Raw genomic sequence first — 20,549 nt, forward strand, 5'->3', positions numbered from 1 at the left:
TTAAATTGTTTTATAAACAATACAGATTATGGAAACATATTATGTATTATGAATTAAAGTAATTTCTTTAATTCTTTTAAAAAAATTTATTTTCAAAATTATGAACGAAAAAATTGAACAAAAAAGAAAATCCTTACAACTTATTTTGGAAAAAATGGATAAAATATATGGAAAGGGAACTGTGATGCAAATGGGAGATTCTCATATAGAAAATTTAGAAATTATTTCTTCTGGATCTTTAAGTTTAGATATTGCTTTAGGTATAAAAGGGTTTCCAAAAGGTCGTATTATTGAAATATTTGGACCAGAATCTTCCGGAAAAACAACTCTTGCTTTACATGCTATAACTCAATCTCAAGAATTAGGAGGATTTGCTAGTTTTATCGACGCAGAACATGCTTTTGATCGTGTTTATGCTAGAAAAATAGGAGTTAATATAAAAGAATTAATAATATCTCAACCAGATAATGGAGAACAAGCACTCGAAATCGTGGATAATTTAATTAGATCTGGTGTGATTGATATAATAGTAGTTGATTCAGTTGCTGCTTTAACACCTAAAAGTGAAATAGAAGGAGAAATGGGAGAGTCTAAAATTGGATTACAAGCAAGATTAATGTCTCAAGCTTTGAGGAAGCTCACTTCAAGTATAGGAAAATCTAAAAGCATACTTATATTTATTAATCAACTAAGAGAAAAGATAGGAGGATATGGAAATCCAGAAGTAACAACAGGAGGAAATGCTTTAAAATTTTATTCCTCAATACGATTAGATATACGAAAAGGAAATCAAATAAAAAACGGAGAAAAAATATTAGGGAATAGAACAAAAGTCAAAGTAGTAAAAAATAAATTATCTCCTCCTTTTAGAATTGCTGAATTTGACATTATGTACGGAGAAGGAATTTCAAAAATTGGAGAAATTTTGGATCTAGGAGTAGATTTAGGGATTATTCAAAAAAATGCATCTTGGTTTCATTATGGAGATATAAAATTAGGTCAAGGAAGAGATTCTGTAAAAGAATTCTTAAAAAAGAAAAAAAATATTATAAATGAAATACAAAAAAATATATATAAAAATATATGAAAATTACTTTTTTGGGGACTGGAACTTCTCAGGGAATTCCTGTCATTGGATCTAAACATCCAGTCTGTTTATCTAAAAATTCAAAAGATAAAAGACTTAGAAGCTCTATTTTAATTGAAAAGGATAAAAAAAATTTTTTGATAGATTGTGGGCCAGATTTTCGTTACCAAATGATAAGAAGTAATTATGAAACATTGAATGCTATTTTTATGACACATGAACATCAAGATCATATAGGGGGATTAGACGACATAAGACCAATTAATTTTAACATGAATAAACCTATTCCCATTTATGGGTTACGTAGAGTTATCGAAAATTTAAAGAAAAGATTTTCCTATATTTTTTCAGAAAATAAAAAATCAAATCTTTCAAATATTTCTGTACATGAATTAGATAATTATAAAAAATTTTTTTTCGTAGAAAATTCTAAAATTTTTCCTTTATCTATATGGCATGGAGATCTCCCAATTTTAGGATTTCGTATAGAAAATTTTGCGTATATAACGGATGCCAGCAGTATTCCTATTCAAACAATACAAGGATTAAAAGGAGTAAATATTTTGGTTTTAAATATACTAAGAAAAGTAACAAAAAATCCTTTTTCTTTCATGCTTTCTGATACTTTAAATGTTATTCATAAAATTCGTCCTAAAAAGACTTATCTTACACATATTAGTCATACATTTGGATTTCACGAAGAAATTGAAACACAATTACCTAAAAATGTCTATATAGCTTATGATAGATTAATTATATATGAATAAATAAAGAATTTTATGTAATCATAAATACAAATAAGTAAATGCAAAAAAAATTAAAAAAAATTCTTTTTTCTACAAAAATTACTTCTTTTTTATTCTTATTATTAGCTTTATCTATGTCTATTGCTACTTTTTTAGAAAAAAAATATTCTACAGATATAGCCAAAATATTTATTTATGAATCTACATGGTTTGAAATTGTCATGTTGTTTATTGTAATAAATCTAATAGGAAATATATGGAAATATAAGTTATGGAATTATAATAAGTTTCCTTTGTTTATTTTTCATTTTTCATTCATATTAATTTTTATTGGAGGAATTTGTTCTAGATATTTCAGTTTTGAAGGAACAATGTCTATAAGAGAAGGAGAAACCAATGGAAAAATTCTTTCTAGAAAAAATTACATAAAATTAAAAATAAGTAGAGGGTCTTATACTAGATTTTATCATGATCCTTATATTTTTTCTTCTTTTCATAATGGATATCAAGGAAAATTTGTTTTTCAAAAAAATCCTTTAAAAGTTAAAATTATAGATTATATACCATGTGCAAAAATTCTTTTCTCAAAAGAGAACCCTAAAGAAAAAATCATAAAAATAGTTTCAATAAATCAAAAAAAAAGAACCGAATTTTTTGTTAAAAATGGAGATATGACAAATATAAATGGAATTATATTTTCTTTTAATAAAAAAATTCCTATTGGTGTTATAATTTTTGAAAAAAAAAATAAACTTTATATAAAATCCTCTTTTTCAGGTGAAAATATAAACATGATAAATAGAAAAATTAGTTTTTTCTCAAAAGAAAAATATAATATATTAAAAATAAAATGTTTATATAAAATTAAGATAGATAAAGATCATGAAATAGTACAATGGGTCATTCCTGAAGGAGTAGTAAAAGGAAAATTAAAATATGTAAAATCATGTAATCATGAGGAAGATGATAAATTAAGTGCTATTACGGCAAAAATATTTTTTAAAAAAAAATCCAAATTAGTAACCTTTTTAGGAGGAAAAAATACAAAAAATATGAGTTCTCCTTTATTTTTTGAGGATTATAAAATTTTCATTGGATATGGATCTATTTTTTTAAATTTACCTTTTTTTATAAAATTGAAAAAATTCAAAGTTGAAAATTATCCAGGTTCTGAATTTCCCTCCACTTTTATGAGTCATGTAACATTAATAGATAAAAATGATAGAAAAAACTATTTAATTTATATGAATAATGTTTTAAATTATAAAGGATTTAGATTTTTTCAATCCGGATATGATCCAGATGGAAAAGGAACTCATTTATCTGTTAATAATGATTATTTAGGTACGTATTTTTCTTATATAGGTTATATTTTTATGACTATCGGGATGTTTCTTTCTTTATTCTGGAAAGGAACTAGATTTAGTTATCTTAAAAAAAAATTGAAATATATATCTTATAAGAATTATTCCATATTATTTATTGTATTTTTATTGTTAGGGCTACATAATCCTATTTTTTCTCAAACACACAAATTAAAAAAAGTTCCTTTAGAAAATATATTAGATGCTGTTCATATTCCTAAAAAACATAGTGAAAATTTTGGACGTTTATTAGTCCAAGATCATAAAGGAAGAATTAAACCTATTAATACAATCGCCATTGAATTACTTAGAAAAATATATAAAAAAGATTATATAGAAAACTTAGATGCTAATCAATGGTTTATATCTATACATCAAGATAACATTTTATGGACTAAAATTCCTTTTATTAAAATTGATAAGAAAGGGGGACATAAATTTTTAAATAAAGTAAAAGCAAATCGACAATATTATGTTTCTCTTATGGATTTATATTTTATAGATTCAAAATCTTCAAAACTGAAATTTATTTTACAAGAAGATTATAAACAAGCTTTTTATAAAAATCCTATTCACAGAAATGAATACGATAAAGCTGTCATAAATCTTAGTGAACGTGTAGGAATAATGCATGAAATTTTTCAAGGAAGATATATCCGTATTTTTCCTATTCCTCATGATATAAATCATACTTGGTCTAGTTGGATTTCAGATTCAAATAAATTGAACCTTTTAGGTTTCTCTATGTTTAACAATTATCTTAAATCTTTATTATTTTCTCAAAATGAAAAAAATTGGAGTATTGCGGATAATGAAATTCAAAAAATACGATTATATCAACTTAAGTATGCAAAATCTATTTTACCTTCTGAAAATAAAATATCTATAGAAATTCTTTATAATAAATTAAATATATTTTATATTTTATCTTTTTTGTATATTTTTTTTGGAATCATAATTATTATTAATTCTTTTTTAACAATTTTTTTCAAAAAAACATACATGTTTTTTTTTTCTAAAATATTTATTAACATTTTATTTTTTCTATTTATTTTAAATTTATTGGGTTTAATTTCTAGATGGTATATTTCTGGACATGCCCCATGGACTAATGGATATGAATCCGCTATTTTCATTAGTTGGGTATTAATAGGGATAGGTTTTTTATTTTATAAAAATCAATTTGTTTCAGGAATTACAGCTTTAGTTTCGTCTATTTTACTAATGATTGCACATGGAAATGCTATGGATCCAGAAATAACTAATTTAGTTCCCGTTTTAAAATCTCATTGGTTGATTATTCATGTTGCAACAATAACATCTAGTTATGGTTTTTTTTTCACAGGAGCATTTTTGGGTTTTTTAGTATTACTTTTTTTTATATTAAAGGTATGTTTTCAGAATCATAGTGGGATCATTCATCGTCATATTGAAAAATTGACCATTATTAATGAGATATGTTTGACTATAGGCCTTTTTTTATTAACTATCGGAACTTTTTTAGGTTCTGTTTGGGCTAATAATAGTTGGGGGCGTTATTGGAGTTGGGATCCTAAGGAAACTTGGGCTTTGATTAGCATAATGATTTATGCTTTTGTATTACATATTCGTTTAATTCCATATTTTAGAAGCATATTTATTTTTAACTTTTCCAGTATATTATCAATTAGTTCTATTTTAATGACTTATTTTGGAGTAAATTATTATTTGTCAGGATTGCATTCTTATGCAAAAGGGGATCCTATTTCTGTTCCTTATTGGATATATTATAGTTTATTAATTTTGTTAATTGTATCTATTTTATCTTATTATTCATTCAAATTTTATAAAATAAAAAATACATAAATATAACCAGTGAATTTTTATTCGTATTTTTTTAAAAAATATTTAAAAAAAAAACAAAGTACTTTGTTTAGAGATGCATTTGGAAATTTGCATTTTATAAAACGTTTTTTAATTTTTACTTTTGGTTGTATCTCTTATAATCGTTATAATGGATTCAATAAACTACATTTAGAAGGGACTGAATATATAAAAGATTTACCTGATAAAAAAGTTCTTTTTGTATCGAATCATCAAACTTATTTTGCAGATGTTTTTGCTATGTTTCATGTATTTTATAGCGTTAAAAATGGTTTCGTAAATAGTATTAAAAATCCTATTTATCTTTTAAATCCTAAAGTTAATTTATATTATGTAGCAGCCAAAGAAACTATGAATCAAGGGTTTTTAACAAAGCTATTTACTTATTCAGGAGGGATTACTGTAAAAAGAACTTGGAGAGAAAAAAAAAAACGAATTAATCATTCTGTCGATATCATATCTGATATGACTCGTATGGGAATTGCACTTAATGATGGTTGGTTAATTACTTTTCCACAAGGAACAACTCAAGCATTTGCTCCTGGACGAAGAGGAATAGTTCACGTAATAAGAAAATACTGTCCTATTGTTGTTCCCATTGTGATTGATGGATTTCAAAAGGCATATGATAAAAAAGGAATTCGGATCAGAAACAAAGGAGTTTTACAAAAAATGAAATTTAAAAAACCTATTCAATTAGATTTTAAAAAAGAGACAACAGATTCTATTATGGAAAAAATAATGGATTCCATAGAACAATCTCAAAAATATAAAAAGGAAAATTTATAAATGTTAAAGAATAATGAAATATAAATTGATAAAAGACACTTTTCTCAGTTTTTTTAAAAAAAAGAAACATAAAATTATTCCTTCTTACCCTATTTATTTAAGGAATGATCCCTCTCTTTTTTTTGTTAATGCCGGTATGAATCCTTTTAAAGACTATTTTTTAGGACATGTAAAACCTAAATATACGAGAGTTGCGAATATTCAAAAATGTCTTAGAATTACTGGAAAACATAATGATTTAGAAAATGTAGGACATGACAATTATCATCACACTATGTTCGAGATGTTAGGAAATTGGTCTTTTGGAGATTATTCAAGAAAAGAAACTATAGAATGGGCTTGGGAATTATTAATTAAAGTATATAATATTCCTAATCAAAATATTTATGTATCTATTTTTATTGGAGATAAAAAAGATAAATTATATATGGATAAAGAATCTTTTAAATATTGGAAAACTTTAATTAATGAAAATCATATTCTTTTTTTTGGTAAAAAAGAAAATTTCTGGGAAATGGGATTAACAGGGCCTTGTGGTCCTTGTTCTGAGATTCATATAGATTTACGAAATGAAAAAGAAAAAAAAATATTGCCTGGAAGATGTCTTATTAATAAAAAACACCCTCAAGTAATAGAGATTTGGAATCTTGTATTTATAGAATTTACACGTAAATCAGATGGAACATTGGAAAAACTTTCCACAAAACATGTAGATACAGGAATGGGTTTGGAAAGATTATGTATGGTTCTACAAGGAAAAATTTCTAGTTATGAAACTGATATTTTTTATCCCATCATTAAAGATATAAAAGATTATTTAGGAAAAATTTATAATAAAGGAGACATATATCAAAATATGTCCATACAGATTATAGCAGATCATTTAAGAGCTATTGTTTTTTCTATTTCAGATGGGAAATTACCATCTAATAATGGAGCTGGTTATGTGATTAGAAAGATACTCCGAAGAGCCGTAATTTATAGTACCCGTTTTTTAAAAGAACCTTTTATTTACAAATTTGTAGATTCTTTAGTTAGAGAAATGAAAAGTTTTTTTCCAGAATTGGATAAGAAAAAAAGATACATACAAGATATTATTCAAGAAGAAGAATTATCTTTTTTTAATGTTATTGAAAAAGGAAGTAAAAAGATTCAACATATAATTACCAATTATAAAGAAAAAAATGATAAAATTATTGATGGAAAAAAAATTTTTAAACTATACGATACTTATGGATTTCCTATGAAATTGTCTAAAATGTTAGTAGAAAAAAATAATTTATTCATTGATGAAAAATCATTTCAAAAAAAATTGTTAGAACAACAAGAAAGATCCAAAAAAGAAAATAATTCAATTATAAAAAAAGATTGGATAAAAGCACATAATAATTTTCATGATAATCAAAATTTCGAAAATTTTGTAGGATATGATTTTACAGAGTGTAATGTTTTTATATTAAAATACAGAGAAGTAGAAAATTTATTTAAAAAAATACATTATTATGAATTAGTTTTTTCTAAAACACCTTTTTATCCTGAAGGTGGGGGACAATTAGGAGATACGGGGATTATAAAAAATAAAATTGAAATAATTGACGTATTTGATACTAAAATAGAAAATTTTATTATTATACATTGTGTAAAAAAATTACCTTTAGATGTTTTTTCTTCTTTTAAGGCTATAGTAAATCAAAATAGAAGAAAAAAAATAGAGAAAAATCATACTTCTACCCATTTATTACATTTTGCTTTGAAACAAATACTAGGAAATCATGTTCAACAAAAAGGATCTTATGTAGGAGACGATTATCTAAGATTTGATTATTCTCATTATAAAAAAATAACTATTCATGAATTGAATCAAATAGAAAATTTAGTTCAAAAATTAATTTTTGATGATCTCTTATTAGAAGTAAAAATATTTAATTCTTTGCAAGAAATTGAAAAAAATTTTTCTTTTAATGAAATACTTGAAGATAAATATAAACAAAATGTTCGAGTTGTTACCTTTGGAGAATCTTCAGAATTATGTATTGGAACACATGTTAAACATACTGGATTAATTCAAGTTTTTGATATATTATCAGAATCTTCTATATCACATGGAATACGTAGAATTAAGGCTATAACTTCAGAAACAGCAATTCAACATTTGAAATCTATTCGTGATCAATATCAATCTATAAAAAAGATGATGAAATATCCAGAATCTCCTATAAAAAGTTTTTCCATTTTGAAAAATTCGAATGAAAAATTAAAACAAAAAATATCAAAAATTCATTTACAAAAAATAAAAATATTAAAAAAAGAATTTTCTTTAAAAGCTATAGATATAGATAGCATAAAATACATATGTGAAATTGATCCTTGTCAAGAACAAAAAATAAATATTATGAAAAAAATAGTCTTAGATTTAAGACATGAAATTTCTAATTTATTTATGATTGTAGGATTTGTGGAAAATGAAAAAGTAATTATTTTTATATCTATTTCTGATTATGTCATTAAAAATAAAAATGTTCATGCTTATAAAATAATATGTGAAATGGCTTCTCATATAAACGGAAAATGTTGGGGAAATTCTTATTTTTCTACTGCTATGGGAACTAAAAAAAATGGACTTAATTCTGTTTTAAAAGATGCACTAGGATATCAAAATCATTTACGTAAAAATAAACTTTGATAGATATTTAAAATGTTTAAATTTAAAATAAAAAATAGTGTATGAATGATAGATATTCATTTCTAAATGCCATTCATTTTAAAGATATAGAATTTCTATATAATAAGTATAAAGAAAACCCTAATTTGATAGAATCAACTTGGAGTGCTTTTTTTCATGGATTTGATTTCGAAAAAGAAAACTATAAAAACGTTGTTTTACAATTAGAAAAGAACATTATACGAAAAGAATTTTTCGTATATAACATGATTCATGCTTATAGAAAAAGAGGTCATTTTTTCACAAATACAAATCCTATACGAAAAAGAAGAAAGCATTTTCCTTCTTTAGACTTAAAAAATTTTGGATTATCTGAAAAAGATCTTGATACAAATTTTGAAGTTGGGAACTTAATAGGATTAGGTAAAATTTCATTAAGAAGTATAATTCATTATCTAAAAAAGATCTATTGTGGATCTATAGGAATAGAATACATGCATATTTCTAATCCTGAAAAGATTCAGTGGATTGAAAAATGGTTTCAAAAAGAAAAATTAAAATTCTCTCCAGAAAAGAAAAAATTTTTTTTAAAAAAATTAAATGAAGCAGTTTCATTTGAAAATTTTATTCATACAAAATTTGTAGGTCAAAAAAGATTTTCTATAGAAGGAAATGAATCCACGTTGCCTGCTTTGGAAGAAATGATAGAATATACATCCGATAGATATCTTACTGAAGATTTTACAATTGGAATGTCACATAGAGGTCGTTTAAATATACTCTCTAATTTTTTTCAAAAAAATTATTCTCAGGTATTTAGCGAATTTCAAGGAAAAGAATATAAAGAAAAAACTTTTTCTGGGGATGTTAAATATCATTTAGGTTTTTCAAAAATAAGAAAAACTCGAAAAGGAAGATTTATTAAAATAACTTTAGTTCCTAATCCATCTCATTTAGAATCTGTAGATGCTATTGTAGAAGGAATTACTCGTGCTAAAATAGATATTATTTATAATCAAAATAGCAATTCAAAAAAAATTCTTCCTATTTTAATTCATGGAGATGCGGCTATATCCTGTCAAGGAATTGTATATGAAGTTCTTCAATTATCTAAATTAAAAGGATATACAACTGGAGGAACTATTCATATAGTAATTAATAATCAAATAGGATTTACCACAAACTATACGGAAGGCCGTTCTAGTATATATTGTACGGATGTATCCAAAACACTGATGACTCCAGTATTACATATTAACGCGGATGATGTAGAATCTATTATTCGAGCTATTTATTTTTCTGTAGATTTTAGAATGCGTTATCATGAAGATATTTTTATAGATTTATTGGGGTATAGAAAATATGGACACAATGAAGGAGATGAACCTAGATTTACTCAACCTTCTTTATATAAAGCGATTTCAAATCATCCTAATTCCTATAATTTATATAGGGAAAAATTGGAAAAAGAAAAAATTATTAATAATAATGATGTAAAAAATATGGAAAAAGAATATGAAAATGTTCTTAATGTAAAATATAATGAGGCAAGTAATATTAAATGGAACGTATTGAATTCTTTTTTGGAAGAAGAATGGAAAGATTTTCCTATAGTATCTAATAATAAAGAAATTTTTAAAAAAGTAGATACACGATTTTCCATAGAGAAGATCATAAAAATATCCAATCAAATTTTTTCTCTTCCAAAAAATAAAAAATTCTTCAAAAAAACGGAGTTCATTTTCCGAAAAAGGTTAGAAATGATTCGAAAAAAATTACTAGATTGGAGTATGGCTGAATTATTAGCTTATGGAACACTTTTATGTGAAGGATATCATATTCGTTTATCAGGGGAGGATGTAGCTAGAGGGACCTTTTCTCAACGTCATGCTATTATTAAAACAGAAGAAGAAGAAGAAATTATTCTTCTTAATAAAATTTGTGCAGAACAAGGAAAAATACAAATTTTTAATTCTCCTCTTTCAGAATATGGAGTTTTGGGTTTTGATTATGGATACGCCATGTATTCTCCTAATGTTTTAACTTTATGGGAGGCTCAATTTGGAGACTTTGTTAATGGAGGACAAATTATAATAGATCAATATATATCTTCTGCAGAAGATAAATGGAAAATTAGAAATGGAATTGTATTATTATTACCTCATGGATATGAAGGCCAAGGTCCAGAACATTCTTCTGCCCGTATTGAACGTTATTTACAACTTTGTGCGAATAATAATTTATTCGTAGTTAATTGTACAACTCCAGTAAATTTTTATCATCTTATAAGGAGACAAATGAAATTAAAATATAGAAAACCTCTTATAGTCTTTACTCCTAAAAGTTTACTTCGAAATACAAAATGTTTATCTACAATAAAAGATTTTACTACAGATATATTTCATGAGATATTAGATGATCCTTATGTAAAGGATATAAATAAAATAACAAAATTAATTTTTTGTTCTGGTAAGATATATTATGATTTACTAAATAGAAAAGAATTCATTCAAGATGAGAAAACTGCATTAATTCGTATTGAACAAATTTATCCACTAAAAATAGAAAAAGTAAAAGAACTTCTAGATAAATATAGAAATAAAAAGGAAATTTTTTGGGTACAAGAAGAACCAGAAAACATGGGGGCATGGAGTTTTATTTTAAGAAAATTAGGAAATGTTATTTCATTCAATTTAATAGCTCCATGTGAAAGTTCTAGTCCATCTACAGGATCTTATTCTGATTTTTTGAGAATTCAAAATACAATATTAAAAAAAGCTTTTCTTTGAAATTTAAATTATGATAATACAGATAAAAGTCCCTTCTCCAGGAGAATCAATTACAGAAGTAGAAGTTAGCTCATGGCTTGTAAAGAATGGAGATTATGTTCATAAAGGTCAGATAATAGCAGAAATAGATTCAGATAAAGCTACTTTAGAAATTTTTGCAGAAGAAAATGGAAGTATCACTTTAATGGTGAAAAAAGGAGAAAGAGTACGAGTTGGAGATGTTTTATGTATTATTGATTCTGATAAATATGATAAAAAATATACAAAAGAATCCCAAAAAGAAATCCTTCATATTCACGAAAAAGATAATCTTGAAAAAGAATATCCTATTAATTTTAAAATTCCTTCTCCAGCTTCAAAAAAAATTTTAAAGGAAAAAAATATTTCTATAAAATCTGTTCAAGGAACTGGAAAACATGGGAGAATAACAAAAACAGATTGTATTTTTTATTTAGAAAAAAATAAAAGACCTTCTAGTATGGATACATCTGTAACAATGCATAGATCAAAAAAAATTACTCCTCTTTCTTCTCTAAGAAGAAAACTTTCCGAAAGATTAGTTTATGCAAAAAATAAAACGGCTTCTCTCACAACGTTTAATGAAGTAAATATGCTAGAAATTTTTTCTATTAGAAAAAAATATAAAGATCTTTTTAATAAAAAACATGGAGTTAATTTGGGTTTTATGTCTTTTTTTACTATGGCTTGTGTTAGGGCTTTACAATTTTATCCAGATGTAAATGCTATGATTAATGGAGAAGACAAAATTAATTTTGAATATTATGATATTAGTATCGCTATATCTGGTCCTAAAGGATTAATGGTCCCAGTAATAAGAAATGCTGAACATTTATCATTTCGTAAAATAGAACAAGAAATATACAAATTATCAACACGGGTTCATAATGGAACAATATCTATAGATGAAATGACAGGAGGCACTTTTACCATTACTAATGGAGGTATTTTTGGGTCTATGTTATCTACTCCGATTATAAATCCACCACAAAGTGCTATATTAGGAATGCATAAAATTATGGAAAGACCTGTAGTGGTTAATGGATCTATTGAAATACGTCCTATGATGTATTTAGCTTTATCTTATGATCATAGAATTATTGATGGAAGAGAATCTGTAGGATTTTTAGTATCTATAAAGGAATCTATAGAAAATCCCATAAAATTTTTTATGGGAGGAAATAAAGAAAATATTTCTAAAACATTGGAATTATAAAAATATTTTCTCATTAAAGGAGGGATAAGAATAAGAGTTTTTTTCAAAAATAATAATAGATTATTCGTTTTTACTAAAATTTTTTTCTAACATGAGGATTAGGTCTATTCACATTTCCTATATTTATTTTTTTGATTTGTATTTTTATGATTTTAATTTGATCATATAATAGACCAGAAATATCCATTTTTTTTGCTTCTAATAGTAAAAATTCAGCTCTTTTTTTATTCCCTTTTGATAAGGATGCTATTGCCAAATTTAGTTTTGCAATAGCAATATTTTGTTTTAATTTGAGTCCTAAATCTAAAGCTTTCTGCATATAATTTTCTGATTTAAAAATATTATTTTCTGAATACAAAATTCCATTTAAAAAATAATAATAAGATATTTGATTTTTAGTCAGTTGTAATTTAGGATTTTTAACATATCCTAAATATTTTTTTAATCCAATCATATCTTTTCTCCGTATTTTGAAAAAGGCTAATAATAAAAATTCATTCCTAAAAATAAAAAAAATAGGAATTAAGCTTAAAAAAAATAGAATATATCCATATAAATAATTTTTGAAAAAAAAGAAAAAAATAGATCCCAAAAAAATAAATAGAAATAATCCAATTTTTGAATATTTACTCATGATTCAAATTTTTATTATTAGAATAAATATGTTTTTTTTTAATCCAATTGATAAGATCTTGATAATTGATATTATTTAAAACATGCCCCGATTCATATTCTTTATAAAATAAAGAAAGTATTTTTTTTTGTTTTAAAAGTTTCAATCCTTTTTTTGCCCAATTTATAGGGATTATGTTATCATATTTACCATGAGATATAAAAAATTCTAAATCGTTATAATAATTTATTTTTTTTGGTAAAATACTATTTTCTATATATCCACTTAAAGCGATTACTTTTTTAATTTGATCAGAATTTTTAAATGCTATAGCATAGCTTAAAATAGCACCTTGGCTAAAACCACATATCCAAGCTTGATTTTTTTTCAATTGATATTCTTTTATAGCTTCATGTATAAAAGATGATATTCTTTTAATAGTTTTTTGAGCTTGTATTATATTAATAAATTTTTTTTTATTGTCAAAATCTATATCATACCAAGAATATTTTTCTATTCCAAGAGAGTAGAAACCTTGAATGCTTATTATAAAAAAATTTTTTGGAAGATCTTTTTTTAAAAAAAAAAGATCTTTTTCATTACTTCCATATCCGTGAATCATTAAAAAAAGAGTGTTTTCAGTTCCGTTTAAGGTTTTTTTTATAATATGTTTAATAGAAAGTTGATTTTTTAAAAGCATAAAATATTTTTATTTATCAATTTTGTATACTATTCCATTTTCTATTTTTAATTTTTCATCAGCCATATCTGCTAATTGTAAATTATGAGTGACAATTAAAAAAGTTTGTCTGAATTTATGATTAAGAAAAGAAAAAAAATTGTGTAATTTTTCTGCATTTTTTGCATCTAGATTACCAGAAGGTTCATCCGCAAAAATAATTTTTGGATCATTAATCAAAGCTCTGGCAACAGAGACCCTCTGTTTTTCCCCTCCAGATAATTCTTCTATTTTTGAATTTTCATATTTATATAGGTTCAATTTTTTTAATAAATTTATAGCTTTTTTTTTCACATGTTTTATATTTTTTTTTTTTATAAAACCTGGTAAACAAATATTTTCTAAAACGGTAAATTCAGGAAGAAGTTGAGGGGTTTGAAAAATAAAACCTATATTTTTATTTCTTAACTTGGAAAGTTCTTTATCAGTAAGAGATAATATTTCTTTTTTATTAATTTTTAGAATTGTTTTTATTTTTTTATTTATAGTCGGTTTTTCTAAAGTCCCTAATATATGTAGTAAAGTACTTTTTCCTGCTCCAGATTCCCCTAATATACACACCAGGCTTCCTTCTTTCACCATGATATTTATTCCTTTTAAAATTTCATCTTTTCCAAAAGATTTATAAATATTTTTAGCCTGAATCATTTTTTCGTAAATTTAAAATTCTTCTTTTGAATAAACTAAATTAGAAAACTAAAAAAAATATTTTAAAAATAAATGAATTTTAATTAACTTTTAAAAATTATTTTCAATGAATTTACATGAATATCAAGGTAGGGAAATATTGAATTCATTTTCCATTCAAGTTCCTGATGGAATACTAGCTTCTACTCCTGAAGAAGCTATAGAAGCGGCTAAAATTATTTTAAAAAAAACTAAAAAAAATTCTTTAGTTATAAAAGCTCAAATCCATGCTGGAGGACGAGGAAAAGCTGGTGGTATTCAAATAGCAAAAAATTTAGATGAAGTTTACGAAAAATCAAAAAATATTTTAGGTAAATTTTTAATTACCCCCCAAACTTCTAAAAAAGGAAAATTAGTTCGAAAAATTTTGATATCTGAAGATGTTTATTTTTCTGAATTTAGTCCTCCAGTAGAGTATTATTTATCCATATTATTAAATCGTGATATAGAAAAAAATATAATTCTATATTCTAAAGAAGGAGGAATAAACATAGAAGATCTATCAAAAAAAAATCCAAATAAAATATATACAGAAGTAATAGATCCTATATTGGGACTTCAATTATTTCAAACAAGAAAAATTGGGTTTAATTTAGGAATACATAATAATGAATTTTTTAAAAATTTTAGTATTTTTTTATTTTCCCTTTATAAAGCTTATATTACTTACGATGCCTTATTATTAGAGATTAATCCTTTGATCAGAACATTTGATAAAAAATTTATACCAGTTGATATAAAAATTATTTTAGATAATAATGCTTTATTTCGTCATAAAAAATACAATATGATATGTGATAAAGATGATGTTGATATAATTGAAAGTGAAGCTATTGAAGCTAAATTAAATTTTTTAAAATTGGAAGGAAATGTAGGATGTATGGTAAATGGAGCTGGATTAGCAATGGCTACTATGGATATGATTAAATTTTGTGGAGGTGTACCTGCTAATTTTCTAGATATAGGAGGGTCTGCTGATCAAAAACGTGTAGAAAAAGCTTTTTGTCTTATTTTAAAGGATAAATCTGTAAAAACAATATTAATCAATATATTTGGAGGAATTGTACGTTGTGATACAGTTGCAGAAGGGATTATCAATTCTTATTTTAAAATTCGTAAAAAAATTAATATTCCTGTAGTTGTTCGTTTACAAGGAACAAATGAAAAAATAGCAAAAAAATTGATTAAAAAAAGTTCGTTACCTATTTATTATACTGATTCTTTAAAAGAATCGGCTGATAAAATTCAAAAAATTTTGCATGATAGATAAGATTTATTTATTATGAATTCTGTACTATCTGAAAAATATAAACCATCCAAATGGAATGAAGTAATAGGACAAAAAGATATAATTATCATTTTAAAAAAAACAATACAAGAAAATCGTTTATCTAAAATTTTATTTTTTTTTGGACCAGAAGGAATAGGAAAAAATACATGTGCACGTATTTTATCAAACGAATTGAATTCTTTTTCAGAATCAGAATATTTTTCATGGAATAGAATTGAGATTAATGGACTTATGAATGATTCATTAGAACATTTTTATAAAATCATTAATCAGTCTCGTTTTATTCCTAAAACAGGAAAATATAATATATTTATTATTAATAACGTACATATGTTTTCTCAATATTTTTTATATCTTTTTATAAAATTTATAGAAGAGAAACATCCGCATATATTATTTATTTTTTGTGGGGAAGAAGAAAAAAAAATTCCGCGATTAATTCTATCACGATGTCAAGTTTATGAGTTCCAAAGTATTTCTACAAAAGAAATTTTTTTACATTTAAAAATGATCGCTGAAAAAGAAAATATAGAAGTAGAAAATGAAACATTATTGATTTTATCAAAACATGTAAAAGGATCTATTAGTAAAGCTATTTGTTTATTTGATAAATTGATTTTATATAGTGGAAAAAAAATATCAAAAGAATTTTTAATTCAAAAATTAGGAATCATTGATATTAAGTATTTTTTTAAAATAGTAGATTATCTTTTAGATAAAAAAATACATAAAACATTCATTTTATTAGATAAAATTTTACAAAAAAAAATTGATTCTTATGATTTAATTATAGGTTTAACCAAACATTTCAGAAATCTTTTGTTATCTAAAAATTATGAAACAATTTCTATTTTAAAATTTAAAAAAGAAATAATATTTTCTTACATTACACAATCAAAAAAAATGTCTTATTTATTTTTAACAAACGCTTTGAACATTTGTCTTAGATTGAAAAGAGAATATGAAAAATTAAATCAAAATCATAGATTAATAATTGAAATTTATCTAATACAGTTGGCATATTTATTTTATTCTCATAAAAATTATTCATTAATAAAAAATGAAAAAAAAAATGAAAAATTTTCTGATTATAAGGATCATGAAAAAATTCAATTTTTACAAAAAAATTGGGTAAAATTTATACAGAAATTTTCTGGTAAAATAAATCCTATTTATTTATTTTTTTTAAAAAATGAAATACAATTTCAAATAGAAAAAAATAAAATATTTTTTATGATTCCATCTAAATTAGGAAATCATAGTTTTTTGTTAATTCAAACTCATTTTTTAAAATATTTTAAAGAAAAATTCAATAATCCACATTTAGAATTTGAAATAGTGAGAAAAAATTCAAGTACAATAGAACAATATAATCTTTTATATCAGAAAAATAAATTAATAGAAACATTAATAGAACGATTGAATTTAAAAATCACTTCTTCCAAAATACAAAAAAAGGAAAAATTTTTATAAACAATTATTTATTACATAATATTTTTATTTTTAAGAGATATATTTTATATTTTTTATTATATTATTAATGATTTTAATTTATGATTCATCATTATTTATCAAACAAGAGAATAAAAATTATTTTCTCTTCTTCTTATTCCGATGAAGATATTGAAAATGATAGCTCTTCCTCTTCTTATGGATCTGGAGGGAGAGGAACTGGTTATTATGGAGGATCTTCAATAAGAAGTAAAACTCCTGTTTTAGATAATTTTGGAAGAGATTTGAATTCCATAGCTATGGAAGGAAAATTAGACCCAGTAGTAGGTAGAGATAAAGAAGTGGAACGCGTCTCTCAAATATTGAGTAGGAGAAAAAAAAATAATCCTCTTCTTATAGGAGAACCTGGAGTAGGAAAATCTGCTATTGCTGAAGGATTAGCATTACGTATTGTACAAAAAAAAGTATCAAGAGTCTTGTATAATAAAAGAGTAGTAGTCCTAGATTTAGCAAGTTTAGTTGCTGGAACTAAATATAGAGGACAATTTGAAGAAAGAATGAAAGCCATTATCAACGAATCAGAAAAAAATACAGGGCTCATTCTATTTATAGACGAGATACATACTATGATTGGAGCGGGAGGAACAACAGGGTCATTAGATGCCTCTAATATTTTTAAACCAGCTTTAGCAAGAGGAGATATTCAATGTATTGGCGCAACCACACTAAATGAATATAGACAATATATAGAAAAAGATGGAGCATTAGAAAGAAGATTTCAAAAAATTATTGTTCAACCTTCTTCTGAAGAAGAAACTATAGAAATTTTAAAAAAAATAAAAGGAAAATATGAAAGTCATCATAATGTTATTTATACGGAAGAAGCTATAAAAGCTTGTGTACATCTCACTGTTCGGTATATTGTAGATCGCTTTTTACCGGATAAAGCAATTGATGCCTTAGACGAATCAGGATCTCGTGTTCACATGAAAAATATAAAAGTTCCTAAAGAAATAGTTCTGTTAGAAAAAGAATTAGAAAAAATTCGAAAAGAAAAATCTAAAGTTGTTAAAAGTCAAAAATACGAAGAAGCGGCACGTTTACGTGATACGGAGAAAGGTATAGAAAAACAATTAATAAAAGCTCAAAAAGAATGGGAAGAATCTTCTAAGAAGAATAAAGAAATTGTATCGGAAGAAAATGTTGAAGAAGTGGTATCTATGATGAGTGGAGTTCCAGTAAATAAGATAGCTCAAGCTGAAATGAAAAAATTGAGTAAAATGATAGATATCCTAAAAGAAAAAATAGTAGGACAAAATGAAGCTGTAGAAAAAATAGTTAGAGCAGTTCAAAGAAATAGAACTGGATTAAAAGATCCTAATTCTCCTATAGGATCCTTCATTTTTTTAGGACAAACAGGAGTTGGAAAAACTTATTTAGCAAAAATTTTTGCTAAAGAATTATTCGATTCGGAAGAATCATTAATTCGTATAGATATGAGTGAATATATGGAAAAATTTTCTGTATCTAGATTAATAGGTGCTCCTCCAGGTTATGTCGGTTATGAAGAAGGAGGACAATTAACAGAAATTATACGTCGTAGACCTTATTCTGTAATATTATTAGATGAGATAGAAAAAGCACATCATGAAGTCTTTAATGTTTTGTTACAAATGTTAGATTATGGATGTGTTACAGATAGTATTGGAAGAAAAATAAATTTTAAAAACACCGTAATTATTTTTACTTCAAATACGGGAACACAACAATTAAAAGAATTTGGTCAGGGAATTGGTTTTCATACTCAAGCAAGAAAATTTAATAATTACATTAAAAATGTACTGGAACAAGCTTTAAAACGAACTTTTTCTCCTGAATTTTTAAATAGAATAGATGATATTATTTTTTTTAATTCTTTAACTAAAGAAAATATATCGAAAATAACTTGTATTGAATTAAAAAAAATAATTATTCATGTATCCGATTTAGGATATAAATTAATATTACTTCCTGAAATAATAGATTTTATTCAAAAAAAAGGATTTGATCAAGAATATGGAGCACGTCCTTTAAAAAGAATAATAGAAAAATTTATTAAAAATCCTATATCTGAATATATAATTACTGAAAAATTAAAAAAAGGAGATCAAATTTCACTAAAAATGAATGAAAATAATGATAATGTAGAAGTTTTTATTCATAAAAAAACATGAATTTTATTTCAAGGAAAATAAAAATTATTGAAAATATATTAGATTTTTTATATCCCAACCCAACCAGTACTTTATATTATATCAACGAGTATACTTTGCTTATATCCATTTTATTAACTGCTAGAAGTAAAGAAGAAAAAGTCAATAAAATAACAAAATTTCTATTTAAAATAATAAAAACGCCAAAGGATACAATTTGTACTTCTATAGAGGATATAAAAAATATTATAAAAAATATTGGACTTCATAATATTAAATCTAAGAATATTCATGATTTATCTCTTATATTAATAAATAAATATAATGGAATTATTCCTAAAAATATTTCAAAATTGAAATCATTACCTGGAGTAGGACATAAAACCGCTTCTGTTTTTTTATCTCATGTATCCGATGAATCTGTATTTCCTGTGGATACTCATATTCATAGAATGATGTTTCGTTGGAAATTGAGTAATGGAAAAAATGTTAAAGAAACAGAAAAAAAAGCAAAACATGTTTTTAAAAAAAAAATTGGAAAAAATTACATTTTCAAATTATTTCTTATGCTAAAGAATATTCTCCATCCCGAAGATGGGATTTAAAAATAGATCTTATATACCAAGAATTATTGAATCATAATTTACTATAATTCAATTTTTTTTTATTAAAATTAAAAAGGTAAATCATCAAAATCATCAGAGGATAAAGAAGAAGACGCCGTAGATGATATTTTATTTGAAGTCCCTGTAGAACGAGAATAATGTTCTATTTTCCATCCTTGAATAGAATTAAAATATCTAACAATTCCTTCAGGATTTGTCCATTCTCTTCCCCTAAGATTAATAAAAATTTTTATTTTATCTTTTAATTTTACATTTTCTAACAAATCTACTTTATCTTGAATAAATTCAATTAATATATTTTGGGGATAGGGCTCTTCAGTAGTAAGAACTATTTCTCTTTTTTGAAATCCACTATCAAATTTTTGAATATCAAATAATTTTTTGACTATTCCTATGATTTCCATTAAACTTAAAA

General features: G+C 24.3%; 15 protein-coding genes. 11 read left to right on the forward strand and 4 right to left on the reverse strand.

Annotated elements, in window-relative coordinates; all coding sequences use genetic code 11:
• The first annotated feature begins 100 nt into the window (after positions 1–100).
• The 7 genes from recA to odhB are packed head-to-tail and all read left to right on the forward strand — an operon-like array spanning position 101 to position 12,534.
• On the forward strand, positions 101–1,087 hold the full coding sequence (recA, locus tag H0H62_RS00195; RefSeq protein WP_185860751.1) for a recombinase RecA: 987 nt from the start codon (positions 101–103) through the stop codon (positions 1,085–1,087).
• Positions 1,084–1,854, forward strand: a complete 771-nt coding sequence (locus H0H62_RS00200; RefSeq protein WP_185860752.1) for an MBL fold metallo-hydrolase — start codon at positions 1,084–1,086, stop codon at positions 1,852–1,854. The genes recA and H0H62_RS00200 overlap by 4 nt, the downstream gene beginning before the upstream one ends.
• Before the next feature lie 38 nt (positions 1,855–1,892).
• Positions 1,893–5,042 (forward strand): cytochrome c biogenesis protein, encoded by a 3,150-nt coding sequence (gene ccsA / locus H0H62_RS00205; RefSeq protein ID WP_185860753.1) that lies wholly within the window; start codon positions 1,893–1,895, stop codon positions 5,040–5,042.
• Between the two features lie 9 nt (positions 5,043–5,051).
• A complete protein-coding gene (locus H0H62_RS00210) occupies positions 5,052–5,849 on the forward strand; it encodes a lysophospholipid acyltransferase family protein (RefSeq protein WP_185860754.1) in 798 nt (265 codons plus the stop codon).
• Between the two features lie 13 nt (positions 5,850–5,862).
• On the forward strand, positions 5,863–8,532 hold the full coding sequence (gene alaS, locus H0H62_RS00215) for an alanine--tRNA ligase (protein ID WP_185860755.1): 2,670 nt from the start codon (positions 5,863–5,865) through the stop codon (positions 8,530–8,532).
• A 41-nt stretch (positions 8,533–8,573) separates the two neighbouring features.
• Entirely contained in the window at positions 8,574–11,300 is a 2,727-nt protein-coding gene (locus H0H62_RS00220) for a 2-oxoglutarate dehydrogenase E1 component (RefSeq protein ID WP_185860756.1), read from the forward strand.
• 10 nt (positions 11,301–11,310) lie between these two features.
• Positions 11,311–12,534, forward strand: a complete 1,224-nt coding sequence (odhB, locus tag H0H62_RS00225; protein ID WP_185860757.1) for a 2-oxoglutarate dehydrogenase complex dihydrolipoyllysine-residue succinyltransferase — start codon at positions 11,311–11,313, stop codon at positions 12,532–12,534.
• Positions 12,535–12,607: 73 nt separating this feature from the next.
• Here odhB and H0H62_RS00230 read toward each other — a convergent pair whose 3' ends face one another.
• From H0H62_RS00230 to H0H62_RS00240, 3 genes are read right to left on the reverse strand one after another with little or no spacing between them, the layout of a single operon-like run.
• Entirely contained in the window at positions 12,608–13,168 is a 561-nt protein-coding gene (locus H0H62_RS00230; RefSeq protein ID WP_185860758.1) for a hypothetical protein, read from the reverse strand.
• Positions 13,161–13,847, reverse strand: a complete 687-nt coding sequence (locus H0H62_RS00235) for an alpha/beta hydrolase (protein WP_185860759.1) — start codon at positions 13,845–13,847, stop codon at positions 13,161–13,163. Before H0H62_RS00235 ends, H0H62_RS00230 begins: the two co-directional genes overlap by 8 nt.
• Before the next feature lie 9 nt (positions 13,848–13,856).
• Positions 13,857–14,534, reverse strand: coding sequence for an ABC transporter ATP-binding protein (locus tag H0H62_RS00240; protein ID WP_185860760.1), 678 nt, complete (start codon positions 14,532–14,534; stop codon positions 13,857–13,859).
• Between the two features lie 106 nt (positions 14,535–14,640).
• Here H0H62_RS00240 and sucC point away from each other — a divergent pair, with 106 nt between their 5' ends.
• The 4 genes from sucC to H0H62_RS00260 all read left to right on the forward strand — a co-directional run bounded on the left by sucC (position 14,641) and on the right by H0H62_RS00260 (position 20,113).
• Positions 14,641–15,843, forward strand: a complete 1,203-nt coding sequence (gene sucC, locus H0H62_RS00245; RefSeq protein ID WP_185860761.1) for an ADP-forming succinate--CoA ligase subunit beta — start codon at positions 14,641–14,643, stop codon at positions 15,841–15,843.
• Positions 15,844–15,855: 12 nt separating this feature from the next.
• Entirely contained in the window at positions 15,856–17,337 is a 1,482-nt protein-coding gene (locus H0H62_RS00250) for an AAA family ATPase (protein ID WP_185860762.1), read from the forward strand.
• An 80-nt stretch (positions 17,338–17,417) separates the two neighbouring features.
• Positions 17,418–19,529, forward strand: a complete 2,112-nt coding sequence (locus H0H62_RS00255) for an ATP-dependent Clp protease ATP-binding subunit (RefSeq protein WP_185860763.1) — start codon at positions 17,418–17,420, stop codon at positions 19,527–19,529.
• Positions 19,526–20,113: an endonuclease III domain-containing protein gene (locus H0H62_RS00260; protein WP_238784134.1), complete on the forward strand. Its 588-nt coding sequence runs from the start codon at positions 19,526–19,528 to the stop codon at positions 20,111–20,113. Before H0H62_RS00255 ends, H0H62_RS00260 begins: the two co-directional genes overlap by 4 nt.
• 68 nt (positions 20,114–20,181) lie before the next feature.
• On the opposite strand, the gene H0H62_RS00265 is transcribed toward H0H62_RS00260, so the two are convergent.
• Positions 20,182–20,538 (reverse strand): DUF3127 domain-containing protein, encoded by a 357-nt coding sequence (locus tag H0H62_RS00265; protein ID WP_185860764.1) that lies wholly within the window; start codon positions 20,536–20,538, stop codon positions 20,182–20,184.
• Between the last annotated feature and the right edge of the window lie 11 nt (positions 20,539–20,549).

The sequence above is a fragment of the Blattabacterium cuenoti genome (genome assembly GCF_014251695.1).
In the GTDB taxonomy this organism is placed as follows: Bacteria; Bacteroidota; Bacteroidia; order Flavobacteriales; family Blattabacteriaceae; genus Blattabacterium; species Blattabacterium cuenoti_T.

Excerpts from the sequence above, each read along its gene's own strand:
- H0H62_RS00260 (WP_238784134.1), top strand. The coding sequence starts at position 19,526 with ATGAATTTTATTTCAAGGAAAATAAAAATTATTGAAAATATATTAGAT.
- H0H62_RS00200 (WP_185860752.1), top strand. The coding sequence starts at position 1,084 with ATGAAAATTACTTTTTTGGGGACTGGAACTTCTCAGGGAATTCCTGTC.
- H0H62_RS00230 (WP_185860758.1), bottom strand. The coding sequence starts at position 13,168 with ATGAGTAAATATTCAAAAATTGGATTATTTCTATTTATTTTTTTGGGA.
- alaS (WP_185860755.1), top strand. The coding sequence starts at position 5,863 with ATGAAATATAAATTGATAAAAGACACTTTTCTCAGTTTTTTTAAAAAA.
- H0H62_RS00265 (WP_185860764.1), bottom strand. The coding sequence starts at position 20,538 with ATGGAAATCATAGGAATAGTCAAAAAATTATTTGATATTCAAAAATTT.
- H0H62_RS00240 (WP_185860760.1), bottom strand. The coding sequence starts at position 14,534 with ATGATTCAGGCTAAAAATATTTATAAATCTTTTGGAAAAGATGAAATT.
- sucC (WP_185860761.1), top strand. The coding sequence starts at position 14,641 with ATGAATTTACATGAATATCAAGGTAGGGAAATATTGAATTCATTTTCC.
- H0H62_RS00220 (WP_185860756.1), top strand. The coding sequence starts at position 8,574 with ATGAATGATAGATATTCATTTCTAAATGCCATTCATTTTAAAGATATA.
- recA (WP_185860751.1), top strand. The coding sequence starts at position 101 with ATGAACGAAAAAATTGAACAAAAAAGAAAATCCTTACAACTTATTTTG.
- ccsA (WP_185860753.1), top strand. The coding sequence starts at position 1,893 with ATGCAAAAAAAATTAAAAAAAATTCTTTTTTCTACAAAAATTACTTCT.
- odhB (WP_185860757.1), top strand. The coding sequence starts at position 11,311 with ATGATAATACAGATAAAAGTCCCTTCTCCAGGAGAATCAATTACAGAA.
- H0H62_RS00255 (WP_185860763.1), top strand. The coding sequence starts at position 17,418 with ATGATTCATCATTATTTATCAAACAAGAGAATAAAAATTATTTTCTCT.
- H0H62_RS00235 (WP_185860759.1), bottom strand. The coding sequence starts at position 13,847 with ATGCTTTTAAAAAATCAACTTTCTATTAAACATATTATAAAAAAAACC.
- H0H62_RS00250 (WP_185860762.1), top strand. The coding sequence starts at position 15,856 with ATGAATTCTGTACTATCTGAAAAATATAAACCATCCAAATGGAATGAA.